24 protein-coding genes are annotated in these 21,486 nt (G+C 66.6%); 8 read left to right on the top strand and 16 right to left on the bottom strand.

Translation table 11 applies throughout. The features are described from left to right. Positions 1-3: 3 nt before the first annotated feature. Entirely contained in the window at positions 4-651 is a 648-nt protein-coding gene (locus JOF57_RS07330; RefSeq protein WP_209915328.1) for a flavodoxin family protein, read from the top strand. Here the strand turns inward: JOF57_RS07330 and JOF57_RS07325 are convergent. From JOF57_RS07325 to JOF57_RS07310, 4 genes are all read right to left on the bottom strand, one after another. Further along, a complete protein-coding gene (locus JOF57_RS07325; protein WP_209915326.1) occupies positions 602-1,978 on the bottom strand; it encodes an FAD-containing oxidoreductase in 1,377 nt (458 codons plus the stop codon). The two genes, JOF57_RS07330 and JOF57_RS07325, sit on opposite strands and share 50 nt — an antisense overlap. A gap of 4 nt (positions 1,979-1,982) precedes the next feature. Further along, positions 1,983-2,465, bottom strand: coding sequence for a DUF4126 family protein (locus tag JOF57_RS07320; protein WP_209915324.1), 483 nt, complete (start codon positions 2,463-2,465; stop codon positions 1,983-1,985). 66 nt (positions 2,466-2,531) lie between these two features. Next, entirely contained in the window at positions 2,532-3,386 is an 855-nt protein-coding gene (gene hisG / locus JOF57_RS07315) for an ATP phosphoribosyltransferase (RefSeq protein WP_209915912.1), read from the bottom strand. Positions 3,387-3,401: 15 nt separating this feature from the next. Continuing rightward, the gene (locus tag JOF57_RS07310; protein WP_209915322.1) at positions 3,402-3,683 is read right to left on the bottom strand and encodes a phosphoribosyl-ATP diphosphatase; all 282 of its coding nucleotides are present in this window, start codon (positions 3,681-3,683) and stop codon (positions 3,402-3,404) included. A gap of 37 nt (positions 3,684-3,720) precedes the next feature. Between JOF57_RS07310 and JOF57_RS07305 the strand changes: the two genes are divergently transcribed. Continuing rightward, positions 3,721-4,221 carry a DUF7956 family protein gene (locus JOF57_RS07305; protein WP_209915320.1) on the top strand — a complete coding sequence of 167 codons (501 nt, stop codon included), beginning with the start codon at positions 3,721-3,723 and terminating at the stop codon, positions 4,219-4,221. Here the strand turns inward: JOF57_RS07305 and JOF57_RS07300 are convergent. The 3 genes from JOF57_RS07300 to metH form a co-directional block, all read right to left on the bottom strand. Beyond that, positions 4,218-5,690: a sugar porter family MFS transporter gene (locus tag JOF57_RS07300; protein ID WP_209915318.1), complete on the bottom strand. Its 1,473-nt coding sequence runs from the start codon at positions 5,688-5,690 to the stop codon at positions 4,218-4,220. The genes JOF57_RS07305 and JOF57_RS07300 overlap by 4 nt on opposite strands. A gap of 97 nt (positions 5,691-5,787) precedes the next feature. Then, positions 5,788-6,471 carry an HAD family hydrolase gene (locus tag JOF57_RS07295; RefSeq protein ID WP_209915910.1) on the bottom strand — a complete coding sequence of 228 codons (684 nt, stop codon included), beginning with the start codon at positions 6,469-6,471 and terminating at the stop codon, positions 5,788-5,790. 8 nt (positions 6,472-6,479) lie between these two features. After that, a complete protein-coding gene (metH, locus tag JOF57_RS07290) occupies positions 6,480-10,235 on the bottom strand; it encodes a methionine synthase (protein ID WP_307869976.1) in 3,756 nt (1,251 codons plus the stop codon). Positions 10,236-10,423: 188 nt separating this feature from the next. Between metH and JOF57_RS07285 the strand changes: the two genes are divergently transcribed. After that, positions 10,424-10,624, top strand: a complete 201-nt coding sequence (locus JOF57_RS07285) for a hypothetical protein (RefSeq protein ID WP_209915317.1) — start codon at positions 10,424-10,426, stop codon at positions 10,622-10,624. Positions 10,625-10,674: 50 nt separating this feature from the next. Then, positions 10,675-11,520 carry a PAC2 family protein gene (locus JOF57_RS07280; RefSeq protein ID WP_234938028.1) on the top strand — a complete coding sequence of 282 codons (846 nt, stop codon included), beginning with the start codon at positions 10,675-10,677 and terminating at the stop codon, positions 11,518-11,520. Between the two features lie 97 nt (positions 11,521-11,617). Here the strand turns inward: JOF57_RS07280 and JOF57_RS07275 are convergent, their stop codons facing one another. The 3 genes from JOF57_RS07275 to JOF57_RS07265 are packed head-to-tail and all read right to left on the bottom strand — an operon-like array spanning position 11,618 to position 14,582. Further along, a complete protein-coding gene (locus JOF57_RS07275; RefSeq protein WP_209915312.1) occupies positions 11,618-12,496 on the bottom strand; it encodes an SDR family oxidoreductase in 879 nt (292 codons plus the stop codon). A 38-nt stretch (positions 12,497-12,534) separates the two neighbouring features. Then, positions 12,535-13,773, bottom strand: coding sequence for a cysteine--1-D-myo-inosityl 2-amino-2-deoxy-alpha-D-glucopyranoside ligase (mshC, locus tag JOF57_RS07270; RefSeq protein WP_209915311.1), 1,239 nt, complete (start codon positions 13,771-13,773; stop codon positions 12,535-12,537). 47 nt (positions 13,774-13,820) lie between these two features. After that, the gene (locus tag JOF57_RS07265; protein ID WP_209915308.1) at positions 13,821-14,582 is read right to left on the bottom strand and encodes a 3'(2'),5'-bisphosphate nucleotidase CysQ; all 762 of its coding nucleotides are present in this window, start codon (positions 14,580-14,582) and stop codon (positions 13,821-13,823) included. 92 nt (positions 14,583-14,674) lie between these two features. Here JOF57_RS07265 and JOF57_RS07260 point away from each other — a divergent pair, with 92 nt between their 5' ends. Next, positions 14,675-15,082: a DUF2628 domain-containing protein gene (locus JOF57_RS07260; protein ID WP_209915306.1), complete on the top strand. Its 408-nt coding sequence runs from the start codon at positions 14,675-14,677 to the stop codon at positions 15,080-15,082. A 7-nt stretch (positions 15,083-15,089) separates the two neighbouring features. Here the strand turns inward: JOF57_RS07260 and JOF57_RS07255 are convergent, their stop codons facing one another. Genes JOF57_RS07255 through JOF57_RS07235 form a run of 5 tightly spaced genes read right to left on the bottom strand, consistent with a single transcriptional unit; the run spans position 15,090 to position 18,421 of the window. Then, complete coding sequence (locus JOF57_RS07255; RefSeq protein ID WP_209915304.1) at positions 15,090-15,926, bottom strand: Rv2133c family protein; 837 nt, start codon at positions 15,924-15,926, stop codon at positions 15,090-15,092. After that, the gene (locus JOF57_RS07250) at positions 15,910-16,497 is read right to left on the bottom strand and encodes an Rv2134c family protein (protein ID WP_209915303.1); all 588 of its coding nucleotides are present in this window, start codon (positions 16,495-16,497) and stop codon (positions 15,910-15,912) included. Before JOF57_RS07250 ends, JOF57_RS07255 begins: the two co-directional genes overlap by 17 nt. Before the next feature lie 35 nt (positions 16,498-16,532). After that, a complete protein-coding gene (locus JOF57_RS07245) occupies positions 16,533-17,204 on the bottom strand; it encodes a histidine phosphatase family protein (protein WP_209915301.1) in 672 nt (223 codons plus the stop codon). A gap of 19 nt (positions 17,205-17,223) precedes the next feature. Continuing rightward, entirely contained in the window at positions 17,224-18,054 is an 831-nt protein-coding gene (locus JOF57_RS07240) for an undecaprenyl-diphosphate phosphatase (RefSeq protein WP_209915906.1), read from the bottom strand. 55 nt (positions 18,055-18,109) lie between these two features. After that, on the bottom strand, positions 18,110-18,421 hold the full coding sequence (locus JOF57_RS07235; RefSeq protein WP_209915299.1) for a hypothetical protein: 312 nt from the start codon (positions 18,419-18,421) through the stop codon (positions 18,110-18,112). Positions 18,422-18,544: 123 nt separating this feature from the next. On the opposite strand from JOF57_RS07235, the gene JOF57_RS07230 reads away from it, so the two are divergent. From JOF57_RS07230 to JOF57_RS07220, 3 genes are read left to right on the top strand one after another with little or no spacing between them, the layout of a single operon-like run. Next, positions 18,545-19,573, top strand: a complete 1,029-nt coding sequence (locus tag JOF57_RS07230; RefSeq protein WP_209915297.1) for a YncE family protein — start codon at positions 18,545-18,547, stop codon at positions 19,571-19,573. After that, positions 19,570-19,839 carry a DUF5703 family protein gene (locus JOF57_RS07225; RefSeq protein ID WP_209915296.1) on the top strand — a complete coding sequence of 90 codons (270 nt, stop codon included), beginning with the start codon at positions 19,570-19,572 and terminating at the stop codon, positions 19,837-19,839. The genes JOF57_RS07230 and JOF57_RS07225 overlap by 4 nt, the downstream gene beginning before the upstream one ends. Beyond that, positions 19,839-20,900, top strand: a complete 1,062-nt coding sequence (locus JOF57_RS07220; protein WP_209915904.1) for a quinone-dependent dihydroorotate dehydrogenase — start codon at positions 19,839-19,841, stop codon at positions 20,898-20,900. The genes JOF57_RS07225 and JOF57_RS07220 overlap by 1 nt, the downstream gene beginning before the upstream one ends. 19 nt (positions 20,901-20,919) lie before the next feature. Here JOF57_RS07220 and JOF57_RS07215 read toward each other — a convergent pair whose 3' ends face one another. Continuing rightward, positions 20,920-21,444 (bottom strand): YbhB/YbcL family Raf kinase inhibitor-like protein, encoded by a 525-nt coding sequence (locus tag JOF57_RS07215; RefSeq protein WP_209915295.1) that lies wholly within the window; start codon positions 21,442-21,444, stop codon positions 20,920-20,922. Positions 21,445-21,486: the final 42 nt, after the last annotated feature.

Genomic DNA, 21,486 nt, shown 5'->3' with positions numbered 1-21,486 from the left:
AAGGTGCCACACAACGGAACTGACATCGCCGCACCCACCGTTGCGGTGGTCTACCACTCCGGATTCGGTCACACGTCGACCCTGGCCGACGCGGTCGCCGCAGGCGCCGGTGACGCCGGAGCAGATGTCACCGTCATCCACGTCGAGACCATGACCGAGCACGATTTCGATGTCCTGGACAACGTCGACGCCATGATCTTCGGCAGCCCCACCTACATGGGCAACGTGTCGGCGGGTTTTCAGGCCTTCGCCGAAAAAACCGGCCGGCGGTGCATGGAAGGCAGGTGGCGGGACAAGGTGGCGGCCGGGTTCACCAACTCCGGAGCCAAGAGCGGAGACAAGCTGGCCACGTTGAACTCGTTGGCGATCTTCGCCGCCCAACACCACATGCACTGGGTGAACCTGGGTTTGGGGGCCGGCTGGAACAGTTCGGCAAGCAGCGAGCACGATCTCAACCGACTCGGTTTCTGGCTCGGCGCTGCGGCCGCCACCGACGTCGATGCCGGGCCCGATCAGGTGCACCCGGCAGACGTCCAGACCTGCCACCACCTCGGGCATCGGGTCGCGCTGGTGACGCGTCAGCTCAATATCGGCCGCACGTTCAGTCCAGCGGCTTCAGCTCCTGCAGCATGGTGGGCACCAGCTCGCTGACGGTGGGGTGGATGTGCATCGTGCGCGAGATGGCGGTGTAGGGCAGTTTCGCCGTCATGACGTCGAGGACGGAATGCACCACCTCGTCGCCGCCGACGCCGAGGATCGCCACCCCCAGGATCTCCTCGGTCTCGGCATCCACCACCACCTTCATGAAGCCCTGGGTCTCGCCTTTCTCCACCGCACGGCCGACCCTGGTCATGGGACGCTTGCCCACCAACGCTTTTCGACCCGACGCCCGCACCTGGTCGACCGTCATCCCGGCCCGGCCCAGCGGCGGATCGATATAGAGCGCATAGGTGGTGACCCGGTCGCTCACGCGACGCGGATCATCGTCGAGCAGGTTGGCGGCGACGATCTCGAAGTCGTTGTAGGACGTGTGGGTGAACGCACCCTTGCCGTTGCAGTCCCCCATCGCCCAGATGTGCCCGGTGGTGGTGCGCAACTGATCGTCGACCACGACGTAACCGCGTCCGTCGAGGTCCACGCCGGCGTGCTCCAACCCGAGATCATCGGTGTTCGGGATGCGTCCCACCGCGAGCAGCAGGTGCGTCCCCGCGATCGGGTCCGCTCCGTCACGGGGTGTCACCTCGAAACCACCGTCCCGCTTGGCAAACCGAATCCCGGTGGCGCCCAGCACCACGTCGATCCCCTCGGCCCGCAGGATCTCGGCGATGGTGGCCGAGACGTCCTCGTCCTCACGGGAGGTCAGCCGCGGCCCCTTCTCGATAACCGTGACCCGGGCGCCGAATCGGCGGTACATCTGCGCGAACTCCAGGGCGATGTAGCTGCCGCCCACGATCACCAGGTGCTCGGGTACCTCGTCGAGGTCAAGGATGCCGACGTTCGTCAGGTAGTCGATGCCGTCCAACCCGGGGAAATCTGGAACCACCGCGCGGCCACCGACATTGAGAAAGATGCGATCTGCCCGCAACAGCTCACCGTCGACGTCGACCGTGTGCGGATCGACGAAACGGGCATGCCCACAGATGAGCACCGCTCCGTCCATCGCTTCGAGCCAATCCTCCACCCCGTGGCGGTCGGCCAGCATGATCGCATCCTTGCGGGCCTTGACCTTGCCCATGTCGATGTCGATTTCGCCTGTGCCGACACCGAAATCGGCGCTGCGCCGCGCGAGATGTGCGGCATGTGCACTGGCTACCAGGGTCTTGGTGGGGATGCACCCGTAGTTGACACAGGTGCCGCCGACGAGCTTGCGTTCGATCACCGCAACGGTCTGCCCCGCCGCGGTCAACCGGCCCGCCAACGGTGGCCCGGCCTGACCCGCGCCGATGATTATTGCGTCGAAACTGCGCGCGGGCGCCATGGGACTACACGACTGCGGTCAGAGCGGCGATCGCAAAAGCGCCGAGCAGCGCAACTGCGTCCTCCACCAAGGCGATCGGCAGGTCGTGGCCTCCATTGGCCGCGACCAGACGCTTGCGGGCCTCATAACCGCCCAGGGTGCCGATCACGGCACCGACCAGACCGGCACCCAGGCCGCCGAAGGTGTAACCCCACGCGGTGCCGATCACCGCACCGGCGAACGCGCCGGTGAGCAGGCGGGCGATGAACTGCACCGGGGTCTTACGGCTCGGCGTCTGCGGCAACTGATCGGTGACCAACTCCACCACAGCCAGGATGGTCAGCACGGTGACAACGATCGGATGGGCCAACCACTCGGCCCATGTGCCGTCGAGGTTGATCCAGCTCAATGCTGCGGCCCAGGCCACTGCGGCAGGCGCAGCGAAAGCCCGCAATCCGGCCACCACGCCGATCAGCAGGGCCAACAACAGAACCAGGAAATGCGTCATGGCAACCTCCGAGGCATGGAATTGTCCCCCGGACGCTAACACGCATGCAGGCGCAGCACGCGGTGATCAGAAACGGCAGAACCGAATATCCGATGCCAGTATCGCTTTGGCGCCGATCGCGGCGATCTCATCCATGATGGCGTTGACATCGCGGCGCGGCACCAGAGCCCGGACGGCCACCCAATCCGGATCTGCCAGCGGCGCGATGGTCGGCGACTCCAGCCCCGGCGTCACCTCGGTGGCCCTGTCCAAAACCGCACGCGGGCAGTCGTAATCCAGCATCAGGTACTGCTGGCCGAACACCACACCCTGCACGCGCGCCGTCAGCTGATCGCGCGCGGCCGCATTGCCATCGCCCTCGGCACCGTCGCGTTCGATCAGCACGGCCTCCGAGTCACACAGCGGCGCACCGAATGCCACCAGGTCGTGCAGCCCAAGGGTTCGGCCCGAGCCGACCACGTCGGCGATCACGTCGGCGACCCCGAGCTGAATCGAGATCTCGACCGCACCGTCCAGTCGGATCACCGATGCCTCGATGCCGTGGGATGCGAGGTCTTTGCGAACCAGATTCGGAAACGAGGTGGCGATCCGCTTGCCCGCCAGATCCTGGGTGGTCCAGTCGCGACCGGCAGGCGCGGCGTAACGGAAGGTGGAGTTACCGAAGCCCAGCGACAGGCGCTCCCGCACCGGAGCATCGGAATCGGCGGCCAGGTCCCGTCCGGTGATGCCCAGGTCGAGCTGACCCGAACCCACGTAGATGGCGATGTCCTTGGGCCGCAGAAAGAAGAACTCGACATTGTTGGCCGGATCGACGACGGTCAGATCCTTGGGGTCACGCCGACGTCGGTACCCTGCCTCGGAGAGGATCTCGCCGGCCGCTTCACTGAGCGAGCCCTTGTTGGGCACCGCGACACGGAGCATCTGATCGGCCACGGCTCACAACTTCCGGTAGACGTCGTCGAGGGTCAGGCCCCGGGAGATCAGCAGCACCTGCGTCCAGTACAGCAACTGGCTGACCTCTTCGGCGAGCGACTCGTCGCTCTCGTGCTCGGCGGCCAGCCACACCTCGCCGGCCTCTTCCAGGATCTTCTTGCCGAGCCCATGGATGCCGGCGTCAAGGGCGGCGACCGTGCCGCTACCGGCAGGTCTGGTGCGCGCTTTGTCGCTGAGTTCGGCGAACAGGGCCTCGAAAGTCTTCACAGGTATGAATTGTTTCATGCTCGGCAGGGGTGGATTTGTGGGGTGCAATAGAGGAGTGAGCGAACCAGTCGGCGAAGAGCTGCGGACCTACACCTCCCGGGTCACGGCGATCCGCGAGATCCTGGCCAAACACCTGACCGTGGACGGCCTGGTTCAGAACAATCGCCTCGCCAACCCGATCCGGCCGATCGACTGCCTGTCTGCGTCCTGGGGCGCCGACGTGGCCTCGGCCCCGATTCTGACCGTGTCGATCCACCCGGTGGAAGACTTCGCCGCCGAGATCGAGGAGTTGCGCTACGGCGCGGCAGCCGAGCACGGGACATATGAGGCGCACCGAGCCGACCCCGACGAATTCGCCCTGGTGCAGGAGCACCTGTCCAGCATCTGGGTGGTCGCCGGGCACTGCGAGGTTTATGCGGCCCACCGGGCCGTCTCGCCCGACAAGCTGATCGAAGCCGCGTTCGAGATCGCCCGCAGCATCGGTTGTGCGCCGTACATCGACGATTACGAGCCTCCCCTGCTGCCGCCCGGCGGAGACCCGCCGGCTTACCGCTAGGCGCTCAATGCGTCGGCGTGCATGTCCTCGAGGTTCTTGCCCTTGGTCTCCTCGACCCAGCGCCACACGAACAGGAACGACAGCACTGCGCAGACGGCATAGAAGCCGTACGCCGCGCCCAGGACGTTGCGCAGTTCCGGGAACGACACGGTGATGATCCAGTTGGCTGCCCACTGCCCAGCCGCGGCCAAACCCAGGGCCGCGGCCCGGATGCGGTTGGGGAACATCTCACCGAGCAGCACCCACACCACCGGACCCCAGGACATGCCGAAGGCCACCACGAACAGATTGGCCGCCACCAGAGCGATCGGTCCGGTGATCCCGCCGAGGAAAGGTTGCTGCTCGATCAGGCCGGTCGACGCGTTGAGCACGTCGTGTGTCTTGGCAGTTCCGAAGATCACCGCCATCGTGCCCAGGGTCACCGCCATCCCGACCGAGCCGATCAGCAGCAGCGGCTTGCGGCCGACCTTGTCGATCAACGCGATCGCGATCAACGTGGTGACGATGTTGGTGACAGAGGTGATCACGGTGATGATGAACGACGAGCTCTCGTCGAATCCGACGGCCTGCCACAACACATTCGAGTAGTAGAAGATCACGTTGATCCCGACGAACTGCTGAAACACCGACAGACCCAGGCCCACCCAGACGATGCCGAAGACACCACCAGTAGGTTTACGCAGATCGCGCCAGGCCGCCGGTTTCTCCTGCTGCAGGGTGTCCTGGATCCGACCCAGGGTGATCTCCAGGTTCTTCTCCCCCAGCAGGCGCGAGAGCACCTTGCGGGCCTCCGGAATCCGGTGTGTGGCAACAAGATACCGGGGCGATTCGGGAATCGTGAAGGTCAGCAGTCCGTACACGACGGCGGGAATCGTCATCAACAGGAACATCCACCGCCAGGCCTCCAAACCCAGCCACAGTTCCTGGGTGGCGTCCCCGGCGATATGGGCCAGCAGCGCATCGATGCTGAGTGCCAGGAAAATACCCGAGACAATCGCCAACTGTTGCAGCGAGCCCAAACGGCCGCGGATCCTTGGCGGCGACGTTTCGGCGATGTACGCCGGGGCGATCACCGAAGCGATACCGACGCCGATACCGCCGACGATGCGGAAGAACACCACCACCCACACGCTGGGAGCCAGCCCGGTGCCGATCGCGCTGATGAAGAACAACACCGCGGCGATCTTCATGACCGCGATCCGACCGATCCGGTCGGCGATCCGGCCTGCCGTCAGCGCACCGACGGCCGCACCGAGCAACGCCGAGGCGACCGCGAAACCCAGGACCTTGTTGTCGATGACGAAGTGCTTCTGGATCGCGTCCACCGCACCGTTGATCACCGCGCTGTCGTAGCCGAACAACAACCCGCCAAGGGCAGCCACTCCCGCGATGCGCGCGGCGCTGCGCCCGGACGAGTAATAGTCGTCGTGAACCGCACGAGTGCCGTCACCTGCCGGACCGTGTGACATACCGTGTCCCCTCCGCACATTGGGTGGCCAGTAACCATCACCTTGGCACAGCGGACCCGCAGGTAGGGCCATATCCGGCAGCTGGATTCGACGCGCGTCAGGCGCTGCGTACGTCCCTGTCCTCCGCCAGCTCGGCGTGGATCGTCCGCAGGTCGGAGACATCGAGCGCACCGAGCGTTTCGACGTGCCTGCGCCGCGCGCCCACGGGAACCTCGACATCGTTGGGCACCACCAACACCGGGCAGCCCGCGGCCTCGGCGGATGCCGTCCCGGTGACCGAATCCTCGACGGCCAGGCAATGCTCTGCAGGCACCCCGAGCAGGTGCGCGGCCCGCAGGTACGGGTCGGGCGCCGGCTTGCCACTCGGAACCTCGTCGCCGCAGACGGTCACCGAAAAGTAGTGGCGGCCAATGCTGTTCAACGCCCGCTCAGCCAGATCGCGCCGGGTGTTGGTCACCAGCGCCATCGGAACCCCGGCGGCGGTGAGACCGTCGAGCATCTCCTGAGCACCGGGCTGCCACGGCAGTCCCTGTTCAAACAGCTCACCGGTGTAGTCGTGCAGCCAGTCCGCCGATTCGGCCATGGCGGCCGGATCGGGCTCCAGCCCGAGATCGTCGTAGACGATGCGCATGACCGTCTCGGACGAACCGCCGACCGTCGATTCCCGCACCTCTGGCGTGAGCACTGCACCCATCCGCGCATACAGCGCGTGCATGGCGATGTCCCACAACTTTTCGGAGTCGACGAGCGTGCCGTCCATATCCCAGAGCACCGCACGCAGGCCCACGCTCAGTCCTCCGGGTTGTAGGCGAGGTTGGAGCTGAGCCAGCGCTCGGCTTCCTTCAGCGTCCAGCCCTTGCGCTTCGCGTAATCGGCGACCTGGTCCTGGGCAATCCGGCCGACCACGAAGTACTGCGACTGTGGATGCGAGAAGTACCAGCCGCTGACGGCGGCACCGGGCCACATCGCCATCGAATCGGTCAGCTCGATGCCGGCCCGCTCCTGGACGTCCATCAACTGCCAGAGCGTCGCCTTCTCGGTGTGCTCCGGGCAGGCCGGATAGCCGGGCGCAGGGCGGATCCCGACGTACTTCTCACCGATGAGTGCCTCGTTGTCCAGCTGCTCGTCGGGCTGAAATCCCCAGAATTCCTTGCGGACCCGTTGGTGCATCCGTTCGGCGAAGGCTTCTGCCAACCGGTCGGCCAGCGACTCCAGCAGGATCGCGCTGTAGTCGTCGAGGTCTGCCTTGAACTCCATGATCTTGTCTTGGCTGCCGAGCCCCGCGGTGACGGCGAACGCGCCGACGTAGTCGGCCAGACCAGTTTCTTTGGGCGCGATGAAGTCGCCCAGGGACCGGTTCGGGATGCCGTCCCGGTGCTCGCCCTGCTGGCGCAGGTTGTGCAACGTGGTCAGCACCTCGGTCCGGGTCTCGTCGGTGTAGACCTCGAAATCGTCGCCGACCGCGTTGGCCGGGAAGAACCCGATCACCCCGTTGGCGGTCAGCCACTTCTCCTTGATCAGGGTGTCGAGCATCTCCTGGGCGTCGTCGTACAGCTTGCGGGCAGTCTCACCCGAGACCGGGTTGTTGAGGATGTCCGGGAACCGACCCTTCATCTCCCAGGCGTTGAAGAACGGCTGCCAGTCGATGTACTCACGCAACTCGGCGAGGTCGTAGTTCTCGAACTCCCGCACGCCGAGACCCTGTGCGGGCACCGGCGGCGTGTAACCGTCCCACTCGATCGGCGTCCGGTTCGCGCGGGCCATCTGGAGCGTCAGCATCGGCCGCTCATTCTTCTGGGCATGCCGTTCGCGAAGCGCTGCATAGTCGGCCTCGGTGGCCTCCAGCAGCGCCGGCCGCTGCTTGTCGTCGAGCAGCGCGGCCGCGACCGGCACCGAACGCGAAGCGTCCTTGACCCAGACGACCGGACCGCTGCGACGCGGCGAAATCTTCACCGCAGTGTGGGCGCGCGACGTGGTCGCCCCACCGATCAGCAGCGGGATCTCCAGGCCCTGGCGTTCCATCTCGACGGCGAAGTTGACCATCTCGTCCAGGGACGGGGTGATCAGACCGGACAGCCCGATGATGTCGGCGTTGTGCTCTTTCGCCGCGTCCAGGATCTTCTGGGCGGGCACCATCACACCGAGGTCGATCACGGTGTAGTTGTTGCACTGCAGGACGACCCCGACGATGTTCTTACCGATGTCGTGGACGTCGCCCTTGACGGTCGCCATCACGATTGTGCCGTTGGTGGTGTCGGCATCCCCGGGCTGCTTCTCCGCCTCGATGTACGGCAGCAGATATGCGACAGCCTTCTTCATCACCCGGGCCGACTTCACGACCTGAGGCAGGAACATCTTGCCTGCACCGAAGAGGTCACCGACGACGTTCATACCGTCCATCAGCGGGCCCTCGATCACCTCGATCGGGCGACCACCGGCAGCGGAGATCTCGGCCCGCAACTCCTCGGTATCGGCCTCGACGTCGGCGTCGATGCCCTTGACCAAGGCGTGCGTGATCCGTTCGCGGACCGGGAGGCTGCGCCATTCGGCCGCGGCCGGATCCTCGGCTTTTTCCGACTTGTTGAACCGTTCGGCGATCTCCAGCAGCCTCTCGGCCGCATCCTCGCGACGGTTCAGGACTACGTCCTCGATGCGGTCCCGCAGCTCAGGGTCGATCGAGTCGTAGGGCACCAGCGCACCCGCGTTGACGATGCCCATGTCCAGGCCGGCCTTGATGGCATGGAACAGGAACACCGCGTGGATCGCCTCGCGGACCGGGTTGTTGCCCCGGAACGAGAACGACACGTTCGAGATACCGCCGGAGATGTGCACCTCGGGCAGGTTCTCCTTGATCCAGGCGCAGGCCTCGATGAAGTCGATCCCGTAGGTCGCGTGCTCCTCGATACCGGTCGCCAGGGCAAAGCAGTTCGGGTCGAAGATGATGTCCTCGGCCGGAAATCCGACCTCTTCGGTCAGGACCCGGTACGCGCGCCCGCAGATCTCCTTGCGGCGCTCCAGGTTGTCGGCCTGCCCCTGCTCGTCGAAGGCCATCACGACGACGGCGGCGCCGTACTTGCGGCACAGCCGCGCCTCGCGGATGAACTTCTCCTCGCCCTCCTTCATGGAGATCGAGTTGACGATCGGCTTGCCCTGCACATTCTTCAGGCCCGCCTCGATGACCTCCCACTTGGAGGAGTCGATCATCACCGGGACTCGGCTGATGTCCGGCTCGGCCGCGATCAACTTGGTGAACCGGTCCATCGCGGCGACGCCGTCGATCATGCCTTCATCCATGTTGATGTCGATGACCTGCGCACCGACCTCGACCTGCTGCAGGGCCACCGACAGCGCGGTGTCGTAGTCCTCGGCCTTGATCAGGTTGCGGAACCGGGCAGAGCCGGTGATGTTGGTGCGCTCACCGATGTTGACGAACAGGGAGTCCTTGGTGATGTTGAGCGGCTCCAGCCCCGCGAGCCGGGTGGCCACCGGAATCGCCGGCAGCACCCGCGGCGCCTTGCCCTCGACGGCTTCGGCGATCTTCGCGATGTGCGCCGGCGTCGTCCCGCAGCAACCACCGGCCAGGTTGATCAGGCCGGCCTCGGCGAACTCGGCGATATAGGAGGCCTGACTCTCCGGGGATTCGTCGTACTCGGCAAAGGCGTTGGGCAGGCCCGCATTCGGGTAGCAGGAGACGAAGGTGTCCGCGATCCGCGACAACTCGGCGATGTAGGGCCTCATCTCGGGCGCGCCGAGGGCGCAGTTGAGCCCCACCGCGATCGGGTTGGCGTGCCGGACCGAGTTCCAGAACGCCTCGGTGACCTGACCGGACAGCGTCCGCCCGGAAGCATCGGTGATGGTGCCCGAGATGATCACCGGCCAGCGGCGTCCGCGGTCCTCGAACAGCGTCTCGAGGGCGAACACCGCCGCCTTGGCGTTCAGCGTGTCGAAGATCGTCTCGATGATGATGAGGTCGGCACCGCCGTCGACCAGGCCGCCGGCAGCTTCGCGGTAGGCGGCAACCAGCTGGTCGTAGGAGACGTTGCGCGCGCCGGGGTCGTTGACATCCGGTGAGATCGACGCGGTCCGCGTCGTCGGACCCAGTGCGCCGGCGACGTAGCGCGGCTTGTCCGGGGTACTGAATTCGTCGCAGGACTGACGTGCCAGGGCCGCGCCGGCGTAGTTCAGCTCGTAGCTCAGGTCCGCCATGCCGTAATCGGAAAGGGAGACCGCGTTCGCGTTGAACGTGTTGGTCTCCAAGATGTCGGCACCCGCCTCGAGGTACTCGCGGTGGATCTCCTCGATGATCTGCGGCTGCGTCAGGTTCAGCAGATCGTTGTTGCCCTGAAGATCGCTCGGCCAGTCCTTGAACCGCTCGCCGCGATAGCCCGCCTCGTCCGGCCGGTCCCGCTGGATTGCCGTGCCCATCGCCCCGTCGATCACCATGATCCGCTGGTGCAGCGCGGCCGTCAGTGCGTCGGTGCAGTCGGGGCGGATGTTCGGCTCACAGGTGTTCGACCCTGAAGAAATAGGCGCAGAGGCGTTCACGTGCACTCCTTCCGTAGCGGAAGGCGTCCTTGACTCTGCCGAGCGTGGCGGTTACCGAGAAGGGACCCTTCCCCTCACAGCACCGTTGCAACGCCTCTCGACCAGAAGAGTCTACGTCGTCTCCCGATCGACGTCCGGACGCCCAACTCGTCGCTGCGATCGACCCGACCTGCTTGGCAACGCGTGCCTTGACCAGATTGCTGCCGAACGCATTTCGTCGCTACCGCGCCGTCGCCCACCACCACGCACTGCGACCTGGTGTCGAGCAGGTCGATGTTGCGGACGGAGCTGTCAACGGCAGCCACATCAACAGGGTAGTCGGTCTATCAAATCAGCTGATCGGCGTGGCGGCGACCCGCGGGCACAACGGGCTCATCGGCACCATCTGAGGGCTTACGCTGAAGGTGTGACACCGTCGTATCCGAACGCCGGCCGGCGTATGAACCTGCCCGACTTGAAAGACGCCATCATCGTGGCTGCTTTCGAGGGTTGGAATGACGCCGGTGACGCGGCCAGTGACGCGCTGGACCACCTGGATGCGATCTGGGAAGCCCAGCCGATCGTCGAGATCGATGACGAGTCGTTCTACGACTATCAGGTGAATCGTCCCGTGATCCGCCAGGTCGACGGCGTCACGCGCGAACTCGTATGGCCCTCGATGCGGATCTCGCACTGCCGTCCCCCGGGCAGCAACCGGGACGTGGTGCTCATGCACGGCGTCGAGCCCAACATGCGCTGGCGCACCTTCTGCGCCGAATTGCTGGCCATCGCCGACAAACTCAACGTGGAGACCGTGGTGATCCTCGGCGCGCTGCTGGCCGACACCCCGCACACCAGGCCGGTGCCGGTATCGGGCTCTGCATATTCGGCCGAGTCAGCGAAATTCTTCGGTCTGGAGGAGACGCGCTACGAGGGGCCGACCGGGATCGCCGGGGTGTTCCAGGACGCCTGCGTGCAGGCCGGCATTCCGGCCGTGACCTTCTGGGCCGCGGTTCCGCACTACGTGTCCCAGCCACCCAGCCCCAAGGCCACCGTGGCCCTCCTCCGCCGGGTTGAGGACGTGCTGGACATCGAGGTGCCGTTGGCCGATCTGCCGGTCGCCGCCGAGGAATGGGAGCAGGCCGTCACCGAGATGACCACCGAGGACGAGGAGATCGCCGAGTACGTCGCCTCCTTGGAGGAGCGCGGCGACGCCGAGGTCGACATGCACGAGGCGCTCGGCAAGATCGACGGCGACGCGCTGGCCGCCGAGTTCGAGCGTTACCTGCGGCGCCGCGGGCGCTGAGCGGCCAATTCAGATTGGGCGCTGAGCCGCCGAGCGGCCGGTTACGACACGGAAATCGCTCGGCAGCGTGCCACAACTGGCCACTGAGCCTTGAGAGTTATTTCTCTTCCAGGGCCTCGATGCGGGCGCTGGTCGAACGCCCCAGCGCGGCCGCCTCGGCGTCGAGTTTCGGCAGCAGCGTCGGGGTGAACTTGAGGATGTCGCGCTCAGCCAGTGACGTGGTGACGAACGGCCGGATCCACCGGAATGCCCCGACCCACTGCGGGCTGTAGATGCGCTTCTTGCGCCCTTCGATGCCCTTGACGAAGGCGGCGCCGCAGGCGTCGACGGTGGTGGTCCGGTTCAGGGGCGGCGGCAGCTTGGACAGCATCTCCTGGAAGGCCGAGAGGTCTGACTTGGCGTCCTGCACCAGTGGGGTGTCGATCCAGCTCATGTGCGCCGAGCCGACGTCGACACCGAGGTGGGCCACCTCGAGGCGCAGCGTATTGGCGAAGTATTCGGCACCGGCCTTGGAGGCGTGATAAGCGGCCAGCCCGGGTGCCGAGGTGAACGCGGCGAGCGAGGACACCACCAACACGTACCCGCGGCGTTCGACGACGGACGGGAGCGCGGCCCGGACGGTGTTGAACACACCCGTCACGTTGATGTCGACGACCCGTTTGAACGCCTCCGGGTCCACGTGCATGACCGAACCGAAACTGGCGATGCCGGCATTGGCCATCACGATGTCGATACCGCCGAATCGCTCAACGGCAGCGTCGGCGGCCTTCTGCATGGCGGGCAGATCGCGCACGTCGGCCAACGCGGTCAACACATGCTCCTCGCCGAGTTCGGCGGCCAGCGCGCTCAGCGGTGCCTCATCGAGGTCGGTGAGCACCAGCTTGGCGCCCCTGAGGCGCAGTCTGCGGGCCACCTCGGCGCCGATTCCGCGTGCACCGCCGGTGATGAAGACGACTTTCCCGTTCACAGAACCCATGGCCGCAACGTACCCCAACGGGGCGCGGCCCACGAGGTCTAGAGCTCGACTCCCAGCAGCGCATCCACCGTGTCGGCGACCCGACGCGGCGACGTGGTGTCATGGCCGCCGTAGGTCAGCGCATCGGTACACCAACCATCCAGTGCCGCAAGCGCTTTCGGAGTGTCCAGATCGTCGGCGAGATACTGGCGCACCCGGGCCACCACATCGGTGGCATCCGGACCCGCGGGCAGCGCGGTGGCGCTGCGCCAGTGCTTGAGGCGGGCACTGGCCTCTTCGAGCACCTCATCGCTCCAGTACCGGTCGCTACGGTAGTGCCCGGCGAACAGGCCGAGCCGCACAGCCGAGGGGTCCACCCCTTCGGCGCGCAGCCGCGAGACCAGCACGAGGTTGCCCCGGCTCTTGCTCATCTTGTGCCCGTCCCAGCCGATCATGCCGGCGTGGACGTAGTGACGGGCGAAACGCCGCTCCCCCGTGACCGATTCGGCGTGCGCGGCAGAGAACTCGTGGTGCGGGAAGATCAGGTCGCTGCCACCGCCCTGGATGTCCAGGCCGGAGCCGATACGGGTGAGTGCGATCGCCGAACACTCGACGTGCCAGCCCGGCCGGCCCGCCCCGAACGGTGACGGCCAGCTGGGCTCACCCGGCCGCTCGGCCCGCCACAGCAAGGCGTCCAGTTCGTCACCCTTGCCCGCGCGGTCGGGATCGCCGCCCCGCTCGCCGAACAGCCGCAGCATGGTCTCCCGGTCGTAGCCCGACTCGTAGCCGAACTGCGCGGTGGCGTCTGCGCGGTAGTACACGTCGGGGTACTGGGCATCGTCGACGACGTAGGCCGCGCCCGAAGCCAGCATCTTCTCCACCAGCTCGACCACCTCGGAGATGGTCTCGGTGGCGGCCACATAGTCGTGCGGGGGCAGTACCCGCAGCGCGGTCATGTCGTCGCGGAACAGCTGGGTCTCGCGGTCACCGAGGTCACGCCAGTCGATGCCGTCACGATCGGCCCGCTCGAACAGCGGATCATCCACATCGGTGACGTTCTGCACGTAGTGCACGGTGTGCCCGGCGTCCAGCCACAGCCGGTGCACCAGATCGAAGGCCAGGTAGGTCGCGGCGTGACCCAGATGAGTCGCGTCATACGGGGTGATGCCACACACGTACATGGTGGCCGTCGGTCCCGGCGTGACCGGACGTACCTGCCGGTCGGCGCTGTCGTACAGCCGCAGCTGCGGACCACGCCCTTCCAGCACCGGAATTGACGGCGCCGACCACGATTGCATGGCCTCGACTCTAGGGTGCTCGCTCAGGACAGCCTCCCGCCGGTCGGTCAACGGGCCACCCCGATCGCCTCCAGCAGGATCGGTGCCAGCTCCTTGCGGCACATCACGAAATCCGGCAGGTACGGGTCGGCCCGGTTGTAGCGCAGTTCCGAACCGTCCAGCCGGGACGCGTGCAGGCCCGCGGCCAGGACGACGCCCGCAGGTGCGGCCGAATCCCACTCCCACTGCCCGCCGGCGTGGATGTAGGCATCGACGTCGCCACGCACCACAGCCATCGCCTTGGCCCCGGCCGAGCCGATGCGCACCATCCGGAAATCAAGCTGCTCGCGCATCCGCCACAGCACCGCCGGGGGCCGATTCGAGCTCGCGGTGATCAGCAGCGGCCCGTCGCGTCGCGGCCTGGGCGGGCTGACGGTGTCGCTGCGGTACACCTCACCGCGGGCGGGCAGCCCCACCACGGCATCCGACAGGCCCCCGTCGACGCCGACCGAGCGCTGCCACAGGGCGATGTGCACGGCCCAGTCCTCACGGCCGGGCAGCGAGAACTCGTGTGTGCCGTCGACGGGGTCGACGATCCACACCCGATCGGCGTCCACGCGGGACAGGTCGTCGACCGCCTCCTCGCTGAGCACCGAATCGCCGGGGCGGGCTTTGGCCAGCCGGTCCAGGATCAGTGCGTTGGACCGCCGGTCACCCTCGTCGCCGAGATAGTAGGGGTCGTCGAAACCGATCTCCTCGCGCACGGCCAGCAGCAGCTCGCCGGCCTCCTCGGCCACTGCGGCGGCCAGGGCGGCGTCGGTCGAGTGCATCGAATCAGTATCGGTGGCACGCCGAATCGGCGCGGTGGCGGGTCCGGTTGTGCCAGTAAAGTCAGTTCCTGCCGCTGACACAGAGGAGATCCATGACCGAGCAAACCCCTGTCGACAACCTGTCCGACTCGTGGCGCTGGAAGTTCGATTTCTTCAACACCTACGGCCTGCCGAGCGCAAGCCCCGAGGCCAAGGCCGCCTTCCGCGAACTCAGCTTCATGGCCCGGATGCGGCTCAACGCGAACATCCTGGCGTTCCTGTTCGGTCCGATCTACTTCTTCGTCAAAGGCATGTGGCGCAAGGGATTGACGCTGCTGGGGCTCACGGTGGCGGCGGCGGTGGTATTCACCGCGGTCGGCGTCAGCGACAATGTCGGCCGGGCCATCGGGATCGGCATCGCGGCGCTGGCGATGTCGACCGCGAACTACGCCTACTACCTGCACGTGACGCGCAACAGCCAGTCCTGGAATCCGTTCGAGGGGTTCGGGCGCGCCCGCTAGAGCCCGGCTAGAAGGCCGGCCACGGGATCGGCCGGCGCCGATCCGGCGTCGGCATCACCGGATTGTTCAATAGCCCCACGATTCTGGACCGCAGCGCAGCGATCTCGGCTTGGGTGATGTGCGCGCACAACTGGTCGGCCAGGTCACCGAACCCGTCGCGCAGCGCTGCGACGTCGGCCAGTGTCTCGTCGTCGACGGGCTTGCCGGCCCAGCCCCACAGCACCGTCCGCAGCTTGTCCTCGACGTGCAGGCTCACCCCGTGGTCGACGCCGTACACCGACCCGTCCAGCCCGGTCAGGATGTGACCGCCCTTGCGGTCGGCGTTGTTGATCAGCACATCGAACACCGCCATCCGGAACAACCGGGGATCGTCGGCGTGCACCAGCGTCACCTCGTCGCCGGCGTAGTCGTAGGCCTGCAGGATCGGCAGGAAACCCGGCGGAAGGTGTCCGGCCGGCAGCAGGTCCACCAGATCGGGGTCTGAATCCGGCTCGTCCCCGACCTGATCACCGGGCTGGTCCACCCAACGCTGAATCATCCCCGGACCGGCCGGTCCGTCGCGAATAATGGTGTGGGGCACAATATTCCAGCCCAATGCGGCCGAGACCAGGTAGGCGCCCAGCTCGCGGCCGGCCAGGGTGCCGTCGGGAAAATCCCACAGCGGTGCTTCACCCCGGATCGGCTTGTATACGCAGTGGACCTGCCGGTCGCCGGAAGTCGCCTCACACAGGAACGTGGCATTGCTCGCCGACCGGATGCGGCCGATCACCGTCAACTCGCCGTCGGCCAAGACCGCGCCATCGTCGGGGTCGGGACCCGGATCGGGGCTAGGTGTCTGGGTCATCTTCGGAGCCGGCCATCTCACCGCGCCGATAACCGTTGGTGCGCACGCAGATGTGCCCTTCGGGGTCCAGCGGCTCCTCGCACAACGGGCAGGGCGGCCGGCCCGCCGAGATCACCCGGCTGGAACGGGTGGCGAACTCCCGGGCCGATTCCGGGGTGAGAAACACCCGCACGGCATCGGGGCCCTCCTCGGCGTCGTCCAGCACCACCGACGCGTCGAACTCGTCTTCGGAGACCGCCAACAGCTCCACCACGACGGTCTGCGCTTCCGAATCCCAGCCCAGCCCCATCGTCCCGACGCGGAACTCGGCGTCGACCGGGGTGACCAGCGGTAGCAGATCACCGATTTCACCGGTGTCCGGCGGGATCGGCGTGCCGAAGCGGCGATTGATCTCGGTCAGGAGCGCGGCGATTCGCTCAGCCAGCACCGCGACCTGCTGCTTCTCCAAGATCACCGAGATCACGCGTTTGTCGTGGACGGCCTGGAGATAGAAAGTGCGGTTACCGGGTTGGCCGACAGTCCCGGCCACGAAACGGTCGGGGGTGCGGAATACGTGAATTGCGCGGGCCATGGCACCTTCCAAAATACCGGTAGCGGTGCTGCGGGTCAGTTGGTGGACCCACCCACCACGGCGTCCGTGGCGGGTTTGGCGGCCAGTCCGGCGCTCAACTGCGTACCGGTGTGGTTGATGTGCATCACAAACGGGCGCAACTCGGTGTAGCGGATCACGCTCATCGACGCCGGGTCGGCGGTGATGCGCTGGAACCCGTCCAAATGCACACCCAACGCATCGGCGAGCACCGCCTTGATCACGTCGCCGTGCGTGCAAGCCAGCCACAACACGTCGGCACCGTGTTCATCGGCCAACGCACGGTCGCGTTCCCGCACCGCAGCGACCGCCCGGGCCTGAACCTGCGCCAGCCCCTCGCCCTCGGGGAACACCGCCGCACTGGGCTGCTGCTGGACCACCGACCACAGGGGTTCCTTCACCAGTTCGCCGATGGCGCGGCCGGTCCAGCTGCCGTAATCCACCTCGGTGAGCCGTTCGTCGATGATCGGCTCCAATGCCAGTGCCCCGGCCAGCGGCGCCACCGTGCGCGCGCAGCGCAACAGCGGGGAATGCACGATCGCGGTCACCGGCAACTCCCCGATGCGTGCGACGAGGCCGGCGGCCTGCTCGGCACCGCGCTCATCGAGATCGACACCCTCACTCCGGCCGGCCAGGGTGTGCGCGGTATTCGAGGTCGAACGGCCGTGCCTCAGCAGGATCACCGTCATATCTGCTCCTCCGTCCAGGTCATTGCGCGGCGACCACCCCGGTAGCCAGCAGGGCCAGCACCACCGCACCGAGCACCACTCGGTATCCCACGAACCAGTACATGCTGTGCGACACCAGGAATTTCAGGAACCAGGCGACCGCCGCATAGCCGACGACGAACGCGATGAGCGTGCCGAGCACGATCTGCGGAACCGTCGCGCTCATTCCCGAGGCGCCGGGTTCGAACACGTGGCGCAGTTCGTACAGCCCGGAGCCGAGGACCGCCGGGATGGCCAGCAGGAAGCCGAATCGCGCTGCAGCCTCCCGCTTCTGGCCGAGGAAAAGGCCGGTGCTGATGGTGACGCCGGACCTCGAGACGCCGGGGATGAGCGCGAGCGCCTGCGCCGAGCCAACGATGAGACTGTCGCGCCAGGTGAATTCCTGGATTTCGCGTGTCTGCTTTCCGAGATATTCAGCGGCGGCGATGACGAACGAGAAGACGATGAGCGCCGTGGCGATGATCCACAGGTTCCGGATGTCATCCCGGATGAAGTGCTGAAGGGTGAATCCGAACACCCCGATCGGCACCGTGCCGATGATCACCCACCACCCGAGCCAGTAATCCGGGGTTCGCCGACCGGCGTCGGTCAGCCCGGCGAACCACGCGCTGATAATGCGGCCGATATCCCTGGCGAAATACATGAGGACCGCCACTTCGGTGCCGATCTGTACGACCGCTGTGAACGAGGCGCCTGCGTCGTCGTCGAAAAACACCCGCGAGGTGATCGCGAGGTGTCCCGAGGACGAGACCGGCAGAAATTCGGTGAGCCCCTGGACAATCGACAACACAACCACTTGCAGCCAGGACATGGCACCGACGTCAGTCACGACGACGACCGTACCGTGACGAAGGCAGTGAGCTGTGTCAGCGAGCGGCGCGCGAAACCGGTTGCGCGGCGGCGACCGCGTCCCGGACCGTTGCCGACAGGCTGCGTTCGTCAGACAGATCGATATCGGTCAGTTTGCGGGTGGCCATGGCCACCACATCGTCCGCGACCGGAACCGGGCCGGACAGCCGCGGACGGTAGACCTCGATCACGAGTTGCTGACGTTCGATGTGGAAAGAAAAACTCCGGCCATCGCCAACCTGGCCAAACCCGCTGGCGTGTACACCAGTGTAAATGTCCTCCATAGCAAACTCTCGGTTACCCAGTTCCCGGTCTGCGGCGAGGGTCATTCCCGAACCATACCTCTACTTATGCCGCGCTGGTTGCAGACGCGACCATTTCCGTTCAACGGCCATGCCTAAACTGGATTCCTGCACGTCACCGACCATCCATCTACGATCGAGAGCAATCCGTTGCGCCCAATCCTTGCAGGTCAGCCAGTTCGCGCCGGCCTCCTCGCGCTGGCCCTGCTGCTCTCCGCGGGCTGCACGTCCAACCCCGCCGACGCCCCGCCCCCCACCATCGAACCCGCTCAGGCCGCGATTTCGCCCCCGGTCACGGTCACCCCGGATGGTGAGATCCGGCCATTGCGCGGCCATGCCGCGAGCGCGGTATTCGACCCAGCAACCGGCACATTGGCCGTTCTGACCCCAGGCGGCGAAGGCCAGTCGACCCTGAGCCTGCTGACCGGCAATCGACCGCCACGAGAGGTGACGCTGATGCCCGCGGCCACCGCGCTCAGCGTCGACGGCAAGGGTGACGTTCTGGCTGCCGCCCGGGGTGGCTACTTCCGGGTCGACCTGGCCGACGCCAAGGCCAGCAAAATCGACGTGGACGGCGCCCAGGGCGTCGACTTCACCGCGATCGCGTTGCGCGCCGATGGCAATCCGGTGCTGGGCAGCGCCGACGGAGCGGTCTACACATTGGGCAGCGACCGCACCGTGGCTGCCCAGCTCAAGATCTTCGCGCGGGTCGATTCGCTTGTCACACAAGGAAACACCGCGGTAGTGCTGGATCGCGGGCAAACCTCGGTGACCGCCGTCAACCCCAGCGGCACCAAAGCCGCACAGGCACTGCGGGCCGGAGAAGGCGCCACCACCCTCGCCGCCGACACACAGGGCCGGGTCCTGGTCGCCGACACCCGCGGCAATGAGCTACTGGTGTTCGGCGCGGATCCCTTGATCATGCGGCAGCGCTACCCGGTGCCCGCCGCCCCGTACGGACTGGCCGGATCCGACAAGCTGGCCTGGGTGTCGCAGACCGCGGCCAATACCGTGATTGGTTACGATCTTTCCACCGGCATACCGGTGGAAAAGGTGCGTTATCGAACCGTGCAGCAACCGAACTCCCTGGCCTACGACGACAAGACCGACACCCTCTACGTGGTGTCGGGGTCGGGAGCGGGTGTTCAGGTGATCGGCAGCGCGTCGGGTCGCCGATGACCACCATTCAGCAGGGCCGGATGCCGCCGGGGTGGGAGCGAGTCGTCGCCGAAGACCGCTCCGAGGAATACGACTGGATTCCGTTGCGGCTACCGCCCGATGTCACCAGGATCAGCGCCTCGATCCGCTTGTCGATCGAGGCCGAGTACCGCGGCTGGGAACTGACCCGGGTGCGGGCCTATACAGATGGGAGCCGACGGGTGCTGTTGCGGCGCAAGAAATCCGCGTCATCCATGCCGGGCACACCCATGGCGCCTTCGCTGTGATGTACGCGGCTCTGCGGCGGGTGCTGTTCCTGGTATCCCCCGAACGCATTCACGTGTGGGTGTTCGCGCTGCTGCGCGCCGTCACCGGACCGGCGATCCTGCGTCGGGCGCTGGCGGGTCGGCTGGCACCCTCCGACCCGGCGCTGGCCAGCACGGTGTTCGGGGTGCGGTTCCCGGGCCCCATGGGCCTGGCGGCCGGTTTCGACAAGGACGGCCGCGGCCTGGAGACCTGGGGGGCGCTCGGGTTCGGGTATGCCGAGGTCGGCACCGTCACAGCGCAACCGCAACCCGGCAACCCCGAGCCGCGACTGTTCCGGCTGCCCGAGGACCACGCGCTGCTCAACCGGATGGGGTTCAACAACGAGGGCGCCGGGGCGTTGGCGATCCGGTTGGCCCGGCACACCCCCGATGTGCCCATCGGGGTGAACATCGGCAAGACCAAACTCACCCCGGCCTCCGACGCGGTGGCCGACTACGCCGAGAGCACCCGGTTGGTCAGTGCACTGGCCGCCTACATCGTCGTCAACGTCAGCTCCCCCAACACCCCGGGGCTACGGGACCTGCAGGCGGTGGAGTCGCTGCGACCGATCCTGGCCGCGGTCAAGGCGGAGACCAACAAGCCCGTACTGGTCAAGATCGCCCCCGACCTCTCCGATGCCGACATCGACGAAATCGCCGATCTGGCAGTCGAATTGAAGTTGGCCGGCATCGTTGCCACCAACACCACGGTGTCCCGCGACGGGCTGGCCACCCCCGGTGTCGCCGATCTGGGCACCGGAGGCGTCTCGGGACGCCCCGTGGCACACCGGTCCCTGGAAGTGCTGCGCCAGTTGTACCGCCGCGTGGGCGACCAGCTCGTCCTGATCAGCGTCGGCGGCATCGAAACCGCCGACGACGCGTGGGAACGGATCACCTCCGGGGCGACCCTGCTCCAGGGCTACACGGGGTTCATCTACGGCGGCGGACTGTGGGCCAAACAGATTCACGACGGCATCGCCGGACGGCTGCACGCCGGCGGGTTCGCGTCACTGACCGACGCGGTGGGTTCAGCTGCCCGCTGACCCCACCGCGCGCTGAGCACTACTTCTGCTCGTAGGTGCCGTGGATGACGGCGCGGGCGATGGCCTGCCCGAACAGGTTGAAGCCCAGGTAGGCGGGGGTGGCTCCATCGGGCAGCCCCAGCGACTCGACTCCCACGGCGTGGACCGCGATGTAGTACCGGTGCGGACCATGGCCGGCGGGCGGGGCCGCACCGAGGTAACGCCGCAGGCTCGCGTCGTTGGCGAGCGTGACGGCCCCACCGGGCAGGTCGCCGCCGTCGCCGGCGCCGGCAGGCAGATCGGTCACCGTGGCGGGCAGATCGGCCACCGCCCAGTGCCAGAAGCCCGACGCCGTCGGCGCATCGGGGTCGTACACCGTGACCGCGAAGCTCTTGGTCTCGGCCGGGAAGCCCGACCAGCTCAGCTGCGGCGAGGTGTCCGAGCCGCCGGCCCCCATGATCCCGCTGACCTGATCATTGGCCAGCGGCCCGCCATCGCTGACCGATTCGGAAGTCAGGGTGAACGTCGGCAGCTTCGGCAGGCTGTCGTACGGAGATGTGCTCATGGTTCCCTCTCGTCGTGACTCGTGTCGTCGTGACTCGTGCAG

It is taken from the genome of Mycolicibacterium lutetiense, from assembly GCF_017876775.1.
Taxonomy (GTDB): Bacteria; Actinomycetota; Actinomycetes; order Mycobacteriales; family Mycobacteriaceae; genus Mycobacterium; species Mycobacterium lutetiense.
Note: the sequence above shows the minus strand (reverse complement) of the source record. Positions and strands in the feature narration are given on the sequence as shown.

Coding starts and splice junctions, on each gene's coding strand:
- JOF57_RS07265 (WP_209915308.1), bottom strand. CDS start 14,582: ATGCACTCGACCGACGCCGCCCTGGCCGCCGCAGTGGCCGAGGAGGCC.
- JOF57_RS07275 (WP_209915312.1), bottom strand. CDS start 12,496: ATGGGTTCTGTGAACGGGAAAGTCGTCTTCATCACCGGCGGTGCACGC.
- JOF57_RS07255 (WP_209915304.1), bottom strand. CDS start 15,926: ATGACCCAGACACCTAGCCCCGATCCGGGTCCCGACCCCGACGATGGC.
- JOF57_RS07235 (WP_209915299.1), bottom strand. CDS start 18,421: ATGACCCTCGCCGCAGACCGGGAACTGGGTAACCGAGAGTTTGCTATG.
- JOF57_RS07250 (WP_209915303.1), bottom strand. CDS start 16,497: ATGGCCCGCGCAATTCACGTATTCCGCACCCCCGACCGTTTCGTGGCC.
- JOF57_RS07280 (WP_234938028.1), top strand. CDS start 10,675: ATGAACCTGCCCGACTTGAAAGACGCCATCATCGTGGCTGCTTTCGAG.
- JOF57_RS07225 (WP_209915296.1), top strand. CDS start 19,570: ATGACCACCATTCAGCAGGGCCGGATGCCGCCGGGGTGGGAGCGAGTC.
- mshC (WP_209915311.1), bottom strand. CDS start 13,773: ATGCAATCGTGGTCGGCGCCGTCAATTCCGGTGCTGGAAGGGCGTGGT.
- hisG (WP_209915912.1), bottom strand. CDS start 3,386: ATGCTCCGTGTCGCGGTGCCCAACAAGGGCTCGCTCAGTGAAGCGGCC.
- JOF57_RS07320 (WP_209915324.1), bottom strand. CDS start 2,465: ATGACGCATTTCCTGGTTCTGTTGTTGGCCCTGCTGATCGGCGTGGTG.
- JOF57_RS07300 (WP_209915318.1), bottom strand. CDS start 5,690: ATGTCACACGGTCCGGCAGGTGACGGCACTCGTGCGGTTCACGACGAC.
- JOF57_RS07310 (WP_209915322.1), bottom strand. CDS start 3,683: ATGAAACAATTCATACCTGTGAAGACTTTCGAGGCCCTGTTCGCCGAA.
- JOF57_RS07325 (WP_209915326.1), bottom strand. CDS start 1,978: ATGGCGCCCGCGCGCAGTTTCGACGCAATAATCATCGGCGCGGGTCAG.
- JOF57_RS07245 (WP_209915301.1), bottom strand. CDS start 17,204: ATGACGGTGATCCTGCTGAGGCACGGCCGTTCGACCTCGAATACCGCG.
- JOF57_RS07260 (WP_209915306.1), top strand. CDS start 14,675: ATGACCGAGCAAACCCCTGTCGACAACCTGTCCGACTCGTGGCGCTGG.
- JOF57_RS07215 (WP_209915295.1), bottom strand. CDS start 21,444: ATGAGCACATCTCCGTACGACAGCCTGCCGAAGCTGCCGACGTTCACC.
- JOF57_RS07220 (WP_209915904.1), top strand. CDS start 19,839: ATGTACGCGGCTCTGCGGCGGGTGCTGTTCCTGGTATCCCCCGAACGC.
- JOF57_RS07240 (WP_209915906.1), bottom strand. CDS start 18,054: ATGTCCTGGCTGCAAGTGGTTGTGTTGTCGATTGTCCAGGGGCTCACC.